At 43.1% G+C, this 12,306-nt stretch carries 10 protein-coding genes; 6 read left to right on the top strand and 4 right to left on the bottom strand.

Translation table 11 applies throughout. The features are described from left to right. Positions 1-67: 67 nt before the first annotated feature. Positions 68-871 (bottom strand): helix-turn-helix domain-containing protein, encoded by an 804-nt coding sequence (locus GC093_RS29470; protein ID WP_171655511.1) that lies wholly within the window; start codon positions 869-871, stop codon positions 68-70. A gap of 117 nt (positions 872-988) precedes the next feature. On the opposite strand from GC093_RS29470, the gene GC093_RS29465 reads away from it, so the two are divergent. Then, positions 989-1,426, top strand: a complete 438-nt coding sequence (locus GC093_RS29465; RefSeq protein WP_171655510.1) for a chromate resistance protein ChrB domain-containing protein — start codon at positions 989-991, stop codon at positions 1,424-1,426. A gap of 5 nt (positions 1,427-1,431) precedes the next feature. Here GC093_RS29465 and GC093_RS29460 read toward each other — a convergent pair whose 3' ends face one another. Beyond that, the gene (locus GC093_RS29460) at positions 1,432-1,926 is read right to left on the bottom strand and encodes a Chromate resistance protein ChrB (protein WP_171655509.1); all 495 of its coding nucleotides are present in this window, start codon (positions 1,924-1,926) and stop codon (positions 1,432-1,434) included. Between the two features lie 263 nt (positions 1,927-2,189). Then, positions 2,190-2,966: a COG4280 domain-containing protein gene (locus tag GC093_RS29455; protein WP_171655508.1), complete on the bottom strand. Its 777-nt coding sequence runs from the start codon at positions 2,964-2,966 to the stop codon at positions 2,190-2,192. 211 nt (positions 2,967-3,177) lie between these two features. On the opposite strand from GC093_RS29455, the gene GC093_RS29450 reads away from it, so the two are divergent. Beyond that, on the top strand, positions 3,178-4,458 hold the full coding sequence (locus GC093_RS29450) for a VTT domain-containing protein (RefSeq protein WP_312886632.1): 1,281 nt from the start codon (positions 3,178-3,180) through the stop codon (positions 4,456-4,458). 48 nt (positions 4,459-4,506) lie between these two features. Here GC093_RS29450 and GC093_RS29445 read toward each other — a convergent pair whose 3' ends face one another. Further along, a complete protein-coding gene (locus GC093_RS29445; protein WP_171655507.1) occupies positions 4,507-5,400 on the bottom strand; it encodes a LysR family transcriptional regulator in 894 nt (297 codons plus the stop codon). Positions 5,401-5,658: 258 nt separating this feature from the next. Between GC093_RS29445 and GC093_RS29440 the strand changes: the two genes are divergently transcribed. From GC093_RS29440 to GC093_RS29425, 4 genes are all read left to right on the top strand, one after another. After that, complete coding sequence (locus tag GC093_RS29440) at positions 5,659-6,708, top strand: YeiH family protein (protein WP_512699099.1); 1,050 nt, start codon at positions 5,659-5,661, stop codon at positions 6,706-6,708. Between the two features lie 70 nt (positions 6,709-6,778). Then, the gene (locus GC093_RS29435; protein ID WP_171655506.1) at positions 6,779-7,912 is read left to right on the top strand and encodes an amidohydrolase family protein; all 1,134 of its coding nucleotides are present in this window, start codon (positions 6,779-6,781) and stop codon (positions 7,910-7,912) included. A gap of 80 nt (positions 7,913-7,992) precedes the next feature. Beyond that, positions 7,993-9,255: an MFS transporter gene (locus GC093_RS29430; protein ID WP_171655505.1), complete on the top strand. Its 1,263-nt coding sequence runs from the start codon at positions 7,993-7,995 to the stop codon at positions 9,253-9,255. 57 nt (positions 9,256-9,312) lie between these two features. Beyond that, positions 9,313-11,742 (top strand): S9 family peptidase, encoded by a 2,430-nt coding sequence (locus GC093_RS29425; RefSeq protein ID WP_171655504.1) that lies wholly within the window; start codon positions 9,313-9,315, stop codon positions 11,740-11,742. The last annotated feature ends 564 nt before the right edge of the window (positions 11,743-12,306 follow it).

Here is a 12,306-nt window from a genome sequence, read left to right as displayed (position 1 = left end):
ACAGCAAACAAAAACCCGCTTGAGCAAGTTTGCTCGAACGCGGGTTTCTTTGGCTGGGTCATGTGAATTATAGAAATTTCCTGATATATTCATCAGGGGTTATGCCTATGATGCTTTTGAAATCTTTGATGAAATGGGATTGATCATAATATCCGAGGTCCATCGACAGCTTCAGCAAATTGTGATTTTGATTGAGATCCATGGATTCGGCAGCATTTTGCAATCGATACAGCTTGATGACCCATTTGGGGCTGACTCCGACGTATTGTTCAAACAATCGCTGTAGCTTTCTTATGTTAATGTTGAGCTGCTGGCTAATGTGGTCGACTTTAGTAATCTCTCGGTCTTCGATAATCTGGTCTATGACTCTATTTATTAAAGTAATGTTTTCGTCCCTCGCAGGAAGCTTTTGCCGTATCATGTGCTCCGCAAGCTCAACCATCTTGGAGTCTTCTTGTTGGTTGAGGATTGTATCCTCAATTGCTCGGGCATCCACATCAAAAACGTTCTCGACCCCCATTGGATTGCCATTTAACACAGAGACTGATTGTCTAATGAAGGGGTAGAAGCCTCCTGGCTTAAATTTCACGCCTAGAACATGTCCCTTTTCCCGAATGAGATAGGAGGATTTGTTTTTCGGGATGCCATAAATAGCTGTCTTATTAGGCTCTATAATTAGATTTACACATGGATTAGGAACAAGCTCTTGATTATAGGGAGCATGGCCGGTTAAATCCCAGCTTACGACCCAGAAGTGCTTGACGAAAAAACCAATATCCTCGGAGGGAGCGTAACGTGAGAGGGTGAATTTCTTTTCGCCTTCTACCAAATTCAATATACCCATACTAGGCTTCAGAGCATTTGAGTTCATATTCGGGTACTCCTTCTTTTCATCTTCATGTTATTAAAACTAATGTGATAATACGATTAACAAGTTATAATCAAAGACAGCAGTCTATAGAATCCGATTAGGGTAGGAGTGATCTAAGTGAAATGGGTGACAAGAGAGAACGCGAATGTTGAACGTGTAGCTTGTCCATGGCTAATAATGAAATTTATTGATCCGGAAGCGATTTTTGAATTCGTTCCCAATGATACAAATCCTGCAGCCATTACTGACGGAATTCCTTTTGATATGAAAGGGGTGGAGCTGGGGCATCATTCAGGAAGCTGCAGCTTTGAAACTATGCTCATCAAGTATGAGTTGACGAACAATCTGGCATTGGTACTGATGGGATCGATCATCCATGGAGCAGATATTCCCATTGACATTGATATTACCCCTGAGTCAGCAGGCTTGCGTGCTATTGCCTTTGGTTTTCATTATTTGGGGATCGATGATCATGAGAAGATAAGGCTTCAAATACCGATGTATGATGCATTGTATGCATGGTGTGAGAGAAAAACAGGGACAGGCAAGCTTTAAATGAACTAGAATCGGAGCAATTGTTTTCTGCATTGATCAAGCAGCAGTCTGACTTTACGTCCAGCCTCTGCTTCAAAATAATCCCGAGCTTCAATTATTTGAAATTGACGTATGGTTTTCTGGAATTCTTCTCTGACTCTTTGGATTTGTTCATCATCGAATTCCCAAGCTTCTTCTTCCTCGAAATATCCTTGCAGCCGCTTGATTCCTGGAATCAATTCGTTATATTCTTCGGTGCGAGCCGAGTTAAACTGATCGATCATCTCCTGATCTTTGTCAGTCGAGAAAGTATTGGACAAAAACGTGGATTCTTGACCTCCGAATTCACGAACCTTTTCACCTAATGCACCAACAAATAAGTGGACATCATCTGAATCAGGAAGCAGGCATACTCCATCTTGGAGATAAATGGATCCGAATTTTTTGAGCTCTCTCCACAAGTAGGCACGATATTTAGTGGGTTGCGGAGGCACTTTATAAATAAAAATAATCCACTTCATAGAAGATACTCCGTTCTGTTTTAACCCTAATAATACCATATATCAAAAAAAGCAGCACCCCAGCCTACGCGGCAGGAGTGTTGCTCTTTTCGAATCCATATCAACGCATTTTTTTTCGATATTCCATGACAAGACTAAGAGGAAGTGTTAATAGGGTAAGTATAGCTAATAGCCATGCCCCGGCATCGGAGCTAAAATTATTATAAATGAACAAGCTCGTGACAGTGATGGATAGAAGTATACCAATAGCCAACCACCAATCGTCAATTATAAGTCCCAAAATGGTTTGAAGCACTGTTTTCACGGTTTCTCACCCTCCGATTTTGCTGATTCCGCAGAACACCTACACATAGAATGGATACGAGCAATAAAGCAGCAGTCAGAACTAATATGGAGACATCCTCGTGCCACCACTCAACTCCTACACCTTCACCAACCCAGAATATCCCGAAGCTGCTAAGCATTAACCCAACTACAAATTTCATTGTATTTTCCGGAATCATAGCCAGAGGTTTTCTAAGCAATATTCCGGCAATAATAACAATGACTATCCCGATAATACTCCCAAAAATGGCTGAGCTGAGTTCATTTGCCGCTAATCCTAATGTAAGAACAATAAAAATCGCTTCAATTCCTTCTAACAACACAATATTAAAAGTAGTTGTAAAGCCGAACCAATCCATTTGCTTACTAACAGAACGCTCATTTTTCTGGCGACTTAATTCTTCCTCATACGCTTCATTCTCTAGGTGCAAAGCCTTTAAACCGGAATAACGCAATATGGCTTTACGAAGCCACCGCATCCCGAACATCATCATCAAGATACCGATGACAAGTTGAAATGCGCTAACGTGCACGTAGCTCATCAAAGGAACTCCGAATAATGCGACCAATGCCGTAAGTAGCAAGATAGCAAGGGCCATACCCGAAAGTGAGCTCTTCCAGCCTTTCGTTACACCTACAGCCAATACAATTGTAAGGGCTTCCACAAATTCGACTGCTGTACCTAGAAAGCTTGCTGTGATTACATAAAGATTCACTCGAATAGCTCCTTTCCACACTTGTAAATAGTAACAACTGTTATAATGTAACAACTGTTACTTTCAATCTAAACGAGATAGCCGTATTTGTAAACATTTTTTTTAGTGGAATGGAATCATGTGATTTTATTCGGTTATGAAAAATTTCTGGTTTATTAGGGAATCATACTTTATTGCAAATGGATAATGATTTAACTAGTGGAGGATATTAGTGCTGAGTTTCATACAGAATCTAATGAATCAATACGCGTATTATGTTTTGGGAATTGCCCTTATGCTTGAGCTTCTAGCTCTACCTATACCGGGAGAGGTCCTCATGACCTATGCAGGACTTCTGGTTTTTGAAGGGAAAATAAATTGGATTCTAAGCATCATGACAGCGGGCATAGGGGCTTCAATCGGAATGACAATTTCATATTGGCTCGGATACAAATTGGGCGTCCCGTTTTTTGAAAAGCATGGTTCAAAGATCCATTTGGGACCGGAAAAGCTAAAGAAAATATCGATATGGTTTGAACGCTACGGGAACAAACTCTTAATTATTGCTTTTTATATTCCTGGATTTCGGCATTTCACAGGGTATTTTTCGGGAGTTACGCGCATGCCTCTTCGAACCTATATGGTTTATGCTTATACGGGAGCGTTTATTTGGACAGGAACGTTTATTTCATTAGGGAAAATTCTTGGTCCCCAATGGGAGCAGTTTCATCATTCAATCACAAGGTATTTGATCATTGCGGGGATCGTCTTGGCAGTGATACTACTGGTTGTTTACGCGTTTCGAAGATACAAAAACCAGCTGTATGATGCAACTGTGTTGGGCTTGAACAAAGGTGTTAAAACCTTTCATACCCTAGGTCGAGTTAAATTTCTAATCTTAGTATCCGTCGGAGTCTTTCTTACTCTCCTCATCGTAATGGCGGGCTTGGTGCAAGACTTTCTGGAGAATGAATTCGTAGAATTTGATGCGCTCACATCCTATATCATCCATGCTATTTTTGATGAAAGCTGGGCAGTATGGATGAATGGATTTGCGTATTTAGCATCGTTTCAGATACTCCTGACGGTTGTAGCCCTATCACTTGTATGGATTGTAGTAAAAGGAAAAGACCGTATGCTAGAAGCTGGATTCTTATTGTTTGCATTAATTGGTGGTGAGATTTGGGACGAGGGAATGAGGCAGCTTTTTCACCGTTCTGGACCTAACAACTTATTGAATACATTCCCAAGTGAACAGACATTAAATACTATCATTCTCTTAGGTATGGCCGTGTACATCATTGTTCGACATGTGAGGATTGCAGGGGCTCGAACCGCTGCATTTCTGTTTGTCCTTGCCGTTTCTTTTCTGGTTGGAATCAGCCGTATTTATTTTGATATTCAGTATCCAAGCGATGTGGTTGCGGGATATGTATTTGGCGGTTTTTGGCTCAGTTTAAATGTTGTTTTACTAGAGATATTCCGCTTGCTTAGAAAAAATAAGATGAGCTGAAGCGATTAGTAAATGAAGTCCCAACCAACCAACCACCCATAGCAAAGGTTATGCAGGGGGTTGAGGTTGGGAGAGCAGCTTTTGCACAAACATGTTCATTGCCATGGTCATTGCCGTTTTTTTGCCGTGAATCATCAGGAAATCCCGAGTAAATCGTGTTTCTTTGATCGGTATGTCGCGAATCTCGCCGGAGTCCAGCTCTTTGCGCACGACTAGTCGGGATAAAATAGCGATTCCGAGCCCCGCAGCTACGGATTCCTTTACACCTTGGCTGCTGTTGAATATATAGGCTCGTTTGACTGAGAGAGAGGCATCATGAATGAATGCATCGCTGAAGGCACGTGTCCCTGATCCGCCTTCTCTAAGAACCCACACCTGATCTTGCAGCATCTCTGGTTCCACTAAGCGGAGCGAAGATAGCGGGTGGTCAGGCGGAGCGACTAAAATCATTTCATCCTTCATATAGGGTAAGACCTCGATATCTATTTGGTTCACACTGCCTTCTACCAGACCAAGATCAAGTTCATTAGTGCGCACCGCTTGGATGATTTCTTCCGTGTTGCCAATGTTTACTTGAATATCGACCTGAGGATATAAGCTGGTAAACTCGGCAAGCAGCCGTGGCATGACATATTCGCCTATGGTAAAGCTCGCCCCGATTTTGAGGGAGCCTGTTACCGCGTTTTGCAGCAGCTGAATTTCTTGCTTTGCGTTATCATACAGGGATAAAATTTGCTTTGCTTTGTTATACAGGATGGCTCCAGCTTCGGTCAGCTTGACTTGCTTGGGGGAACGATGCATCAGCTTAGCTCCCATCTCCTGTTCCAGATTTCGAATATGCAAGCTAACTCCTGGTTGAGAAAGATTGAGAAGCTCAGCGGCTCGTGAGAAGTTGCTTTGCTCGGTGACCGTTACAAATACCTTAAGTGTTTCGACAATCATAGATGTAATCCTCCGTTTTACTTCCGGTTTTAACCGCGCTATGCACCGCTAATATAGTATCCACATTGTAGCTTTATTCCTTTTCTAGAACAATGCACAATCATTAGTATTTCTGATGATACTAATAGCAGATATGTATTTCACTTCCTTGTTCAGCTGTTTTATAGTGGAGCCATATAGAGGTTGCGTGGTTCTGATGAACGAAAGTGATCATTATTACAAGGCAAGCTCTTTCGCCAAAATTAAGGAGTGGTCACGATGGGACAGACACAAGCACACACACTTCCATTTAATAATATGAAAAAAGGAGTTGGCTTCGCCCTAGGATTAGGTCTCACACTGCTCCTCGCAGCTACGGCCAAGTATTTATCAGGTTTTCCTTATTTAACTATCATGGGTCAGCTGGTTATTGCAATTCTGCTTGGTATTGCATGGAGAGCGTTAATAGGAGTACCGACACAAGTCATGCCGGGCATTTCTTATTCAAGTAAAAGGCTGCTGAGGTACGGTATAATCCTGCTGGGTATGCGGCTCAATCTAGCTGATATAGTTCATGCGGGGCCTAAAGTGCTGGCTGTTGGTGTGATTAACATCGTATTTACGATCTTCGTAGTTTACGGTTTAGCTCGGTTGATTAAAGTGGAGAAAAGGTTAGGTATGCTGACTGCATGCGGAACAGCCATATGCGGAGCGGCAGCGGTCGTAGCTATTGCGCCGCAAATTAAGGCAAATGATGAGGAAACAGCGATAAGTGCGGCAACCGTAGCAGTTCTGGGTACCATTTTCACTTTGCTTTACACGGTGCTTTATCCATTTCTCGGTCTTTCGTCATCCGGATATGGGGTTTTCTCAGGTGCCACTTTACATGAAATTGCGCATGTAATTGCAGCTGCTGCCCCCGGTGGCAAAGAAGCCGTTGATATGGCAGTGATTGTGAAGCTGACTCGAGTAGCTTGTCTGGTTCCCGCAGCCATTCTGATTGGCATTTGGGCCAACCGATTGGAAAGTAAAGAGTCGGGTGTAACGCATAAAACAAGCTGGAGAGCAATCCCGGTTCCATGGTTTATTCTCGGTTTTCTCGTTATGAGTGGTGTCAACACATTGGGTATCTTCTCCGTAGGGGTAACGAACCAAGTTATCACGGCCGCTTATCTGTTGATAGCTATGGCAATGGCTGGTTTAGGACTGAACGTGGATCTTGTTTCCTTCCGAAGACTAGGTATGAAACCATTTGCCGCGGGGCTTGCTGGGTCGGTACTTTTATCCGGATTAGGCTATCTGCTCGTGGTTCTGTTCGGGCTTGAATAAATCTTGTTTACAGCTTAGCTCCAATTGGATTATTATGTAATAATATGTAAAATAAAACGGGTGATGGGCTATGTTATATAAGAAGGCTGTGTTAGTTCTAGCAGCTGTTATTGTGTTGGCTGGAGGAATAGTAACAGGTAGAGAGCTGTTTATTCTCAATTCGGGTAAAGACCAGCAGATTTCGAGTGATAATATCTCCAAAGAGGCAGCTCCAGTATCGGCGTCAGCAAAGCCCCCGTCAACTATACCAATTAAAGGCTTGGCAGACTTGGTAAAAGAATATGGCGACCTTCCGTTGGCTGACGCCCATAATCATGACGCCGGCGGTTACGCCTATATGCGAATGATTGAGACGTGGAAACGAACGAGTGTCGATCGGATTATCTTGTTCGGCAACGTTTCTGATCCTAGCGCTGTAGAAACCGATGCAATAGCCTGGAAAGCCTATGAAGAGTATCCTGCACTAGTAATCCCATTTTTCTCTGGTATAAATTTGAAGGATGCTTCAAGTCTGGAGGTGGTCAAGCTAAATCTGGAGAAGGGCTATTTTGGTATTGGAGAAATTGCAGCCGCTTCTGTCAATTCTCCCGCTCTAAGGAATGTTCCTTGGAAAACAGACCATGCGATGGATGGTTTCTTGCCGCAGATATACGAGTTGGCCGCCCAATACAAGGTTCCGTTGCTCCTACATATTGACCCTCCATCTGGTGGGCCCGTATATCAACTGGAGGAAGCATTAGAAGCTTACCCCGATACGCAATTTATATTTGCACACGCGAATGCTTATAATTCTCCTGATAACATTCGGCAGCTGCTAGCGAAGCATCCCAATTTATACGCGGATTTTTTTGCGGGCTTCACGGCTTCCAATCCTGAAAGCGCAAACAAGCTGGAGCACTTTGTACCTGTGATGAAAGAATTCCCGGACAGGTTTATGCTTAGTACGGACTCGGGCTATGGTTTGAAGAGCGAGGAGTTAGCCATTGAGGGGATGTACCGCTTGATAGACGAATTGGGAGATAAGGCATTGGCAAGAAAGATTGCCTATGACAACTTGGATGCGTTGATCAAATATCAACCAGCAACAGCAACACAGCTTGAGGCCATACGGAATATGAAGCTTGCTGCTGGTCAAACCTACGATGCATCTGGCTTAACGAAAGTTGAAGCAGCAAAGCTTCTTCTAAAAAAAGTGCCGAAATAAACTTTTTCTCTTGACGCTTCCATAATTTGTGCATACAGTGGACAAGTACACAATTTTACCAGTAAAGAAGGAAAGTTCGAATGGAAACTTGGAAGCGCAATCTTTACATCTTATGGTTCGGATGCTTTTTTTGCTCGGCAGGCATTGGAATGATTATTCCCTTTTTGCCACTGTATGTTCAGGAATTAGGTATTCATGACGTTAAGGAAGCTGCATTGTGGTCAGCCATGATCTTCGGAGTCAATCATCTGATGATAGCGCTGGTGTCTCCCTTCTGGGGGAAATTTTCGGACCGATATGGGCAGAAATTGACGATGGTCCGATCGGGCTTCGGCCTTGCGATTATCATCGCTGCCATGGGACTGGTTCATACTCCGATTCAACTGCTGCTGCTTAGAGCTTTGTTCGGGACAATGGGCGGCTTCAGCACATGTGCTGTTGCTTTGGTTGCTATTGAGACTCCCAAACAAGAGGTCGGCAAAGCGTTGGGTATGCTGCAAACGGGACAAGTGGCAGGACAGCTGCTCGGACCTTTGCTTGGCGGAATACTTGCGGAGTGGCTCGGAATGCGTAATTCATTCTTTTTCACAGGTTTATTCATTCTGATTGCAACGATATTGGCGATTGTCGGCGTTAAGGAAACGAAGACCTATCGAAAGTTTGAGTTTACTTGGTTTAAGAAAAAAGAGGCTGGATCGGAACCGATTGAAAAACGCGATGCTCCTAAGAAAAAGCAGCTTGGCGAGGTTATCAAGCAGTCTCCTGTGATTTTGACTTTATTCGTGTCTACCTATTTGATAGCTGCGAGCTTTCAGAGCATCAGTCCGATGATTACATTGTATGTCAAAAGCATGCATATCGAGGAACACATCGAAATTATGGCCGGTCTGATTTTTGCATCCAGCGCTTTAGGAACAATAATCGCGGCACCTTATTTAGGGAGATTGGGAGACCGGATTGGCCATCTTCCTATTCTGCTCTGTTCCGTATTTCTGATTGCCATTCTGCACATTCCACAAGCGAGTGTTACGAATCCATGGAGCTTGATGTCTATTCGCTTTATAACGGGGTTGTGTGTGGGTGGGTTAGTGCCGTCTATCGCTTCTTTGCTGCGAAACTTGACTCCTAAGGGTATCCAGGGAAGCGTATTTGCTTATAATGCAAGCGCCAATTCTTTGGGGAACGTATCAGGTGCGATGTTTGGAGGCTTGGTTGCGAGCAGCTTTGGTATTTCTATTGTGTTTTATATCATTACAGGCGTATTTTTTCTTCATTTTGCCATGCTGGCGATCCAATATAAAAAGATAAGCACGGCGAGTAAAAGAGGGGAGTCCGAAATGTAAACCCACTTTGACTTACTCTAGACATGGAAATGGATATTATTATGAGGGGTGTTATAAGTGAAGCAGAAATTATCAATGTTCATTTCCATGTTTTTTGTATGTACTATTTTGACATTATCTATTCATGCTTATGCAGAAACAGCTCCAAAGAGCTTTTCGGATGTGAAAGAAAATCATTACGCAAGTAAAGAGATATCAAAGCTGGCTCAGCTAGGAATTATCGAAGGTGGATCCGACGGGCTCTTTCATCCGGATAGTGAAATAACTCGTGGAATGACGGCATTATGGTTAAGTAAAGCATTGAAGCTAAAAGAGCCTGTGTCCTTAAAGGGATTCATAGATATTCCCGAGAGCAGTACCTATTCGCTTGCCGTTAATGCGCTAAAGGAAAATGGGATTGTTCAAGGTGACGAAGGACGCTTTAATCCAGAAGCACTCTTAACACGTGAACAAATGGCCAGCTTGCTGGTAAGAGCCTTTAAGCTAAAAGAAAACGGAGTCAACGTGTGGTTCAAGGATGAATCATTAATTGGGGAGAGCCACTATAAGGATGTTGTCCGGCTGAAGCAGCATTTAATTACCGATCAGCTGGAATATTTACCGAAGAACCAAGTAACCCGAGCTCAGCTTGTGCTTTTCTTGAGTAGGGCAATCTCGCAAGGCGAGACGGGTAAGGATGAAATCCCATTAAGCGATTTCCTGCGTAAATCCAAGACTAAGGGAATTCAAACTTCACCTGATGGGAAGTTCACCGCTTATTTAGAGGAATTCGAAGGTCATTTGCAAATTTATGTGGAACAAGACGGCGTAGAGCTGGATGCGCGGCTTACTAATATGAAGGATCGGGATATCGAGGACTTCTATTGGTTCAATAATGATAGGATCCTTTATATTTCAAGTGTGCATGGTTTGGAAGATTATCACGTGCATTCGGTTGATCCGCAAGGTAAAGAGGATAAGGATCTAACGCCTTATGACAATATTCGTGCAGACATTATGGAATCCTTATCCTATCTGCCGGGACACGAAAATGATGTTTTACTCAGCATAAATAATCGGGATCGTACGGTTTTTGATGTACAGCGTTTGAATGTGAAAACGGGTAAGATGGATTTGGTTGCCGAAAATCCTGGCAATATCACAAGCTGGTTAACCGATGTTTATGGAGAGGCCAGATTGGCGGTTGCAAAGGATGGCGTTAATTCCAAAGTATTGTACCGCAGCGCGGGTCAAAGTAAATTCGAGCCTATATTGGATGTGAATTTTGGAGATACCTTCAAGCCTATTATGTTCTCCTTCGATGAAAGCCAGGTTTTTGCGCTATCCGATATAGGGAGAAACACCATGGCGTTGGTCAAATATAATTTAAATACTAAAACAATGGGCGAAACGGTCTATGAAAATCCGGATGCCGATGTAACCAACATCGTAATCTCTTACAAAAAACAGGCTATTCTGGCAGTGAAATATGAAACGGATAAAGTTCATTATCATTTCTTGGATAAAGAATTCGAACAATTGCATCAAGCTATAGCTAAGAAGCTGCCTGGGCAGCAATTTGTTATAACAGGCAATCCACTTCCAGAGACCAATGTGAATTTGTTTGCTTACAGTGACCGGTCTTCTGGTGTCTATTATCAATACAACCGTAAAACAGATTCGATAAAAAAAGTAAAAGATACTCTATCGTGGATAAAAGAAGATCAATTAGCTGAAATGAAGCCTATTTCTTATGGGGCACGTGATGGCTTGACCATCAATGGGTACCTTACATTGCCCAGAAATGCAGGGGACAAAAACCTTCCTTTCGTCATTCTTCCTCATGGGGGGCCGTGGGTTCGCGATTCTTGGGGTTATGATAGAGAGGTACAAATCTTAGCTAACCGGGGATATGGCGTTCTACAAATGAACTTCCGCGGTTCAACAGGCTATGGGAAAACTCTCTTTAATGCAGGTAACAAGCAATGGGGTCAAGCGATGCAGAATGATATTACGGATGGCGTCAATTGGCTCATTAAGGAAGGGACTGCGGATCCTAAGCGTATTGCTATTTACGGAGCTTCCTATGGTGGATATGCTGCTCTTGCAGGGATGACTTTTACGCCAGAACTGTATGCCGCTGGCATCGATTATATGGGTCCATCCAGCCTGCTTACATTCCTGAATACAATGCCTCCTTATTGGGACAAAAAGAAAATGTATAGGCAAGTCGGAGATCCTGAGCTGGATAAACAAATGATGGAGGCCTATTCACCGCTGCTGCATGTAGATCGAATCAAAGCTCCAATTATGTTTGCACAAGGCGTTAACGATCCAAGAGTAAATAGGAAAGAATCGGATCAAATGGTTATGGCTATTCGCCAACGCGGAATTGATGCTCCTTATATGATTAAGGAAAATGAGGGCCACGGCTTCCGCAACTATGATAATCAGATGGATTTCTACACGACTCTGCTAAAATTTCTGGACACTCATCTGAAGAAGTAGGAGTTACATAAGTTAATACTAAGCAGGCGACTCATTGGGCAGCTTACTTAAAACCCTCGCCTCGGCGGGGGTTTCTTTGGTTAGGTCAAGTATAAAGGCTATGCAGAACTAAAGATTGAAGAAGATGCAACCTGTCTTATTTACACGAGAGCCTAGGTTGATTTAAGCGAACTCCTTGGCAGGGGGACTTTCTATAAGGGTAGCGGCGAAGCTGAGGCTCTGCTATAGCCATGAAGGAGTTGAACGGAACTAAGAGTTCCGTTATTCAATCTGTCGCCTCCGATTTAAGGCGATAGCGGAAGTAGGAGTTCCGCTATTTGCGGTGAATTGAGCTATTATGCACAAGAACAGAGGACTAACGGAACTAGGAGTTCCGTTAGTCCTCTGTTTAGTGTGCTTTCTCGAGTATAGCGGAACAAGTGCTTCCGCTATACCTGCACTGTCCGTGACTGCAGTATAGGGATAGCTATTTCCTCTCGAAATCAGCTTCTAAGATCAAATGGTTGACTTCAGAAGAAGGTGGTACGTTAACTATTACAAGATAATGAATCTCATTCATTCATA

Source organism: Paenibacillus foliorum (assembly GCF_013141765.1).
In the GTDB taxonomy this organism is placed as follows: Bacteria; Bacillota; Bacilli; order Paenibacillales; family NBRC-103111; genus Paenibacillus_S; species Paenibacillus_S foliorum.
The sequence above is the reverse complement of the archived record's forward strand: the minus strand, read 5'-3'. Positions and strand labels throughout refer to the sequence as shown.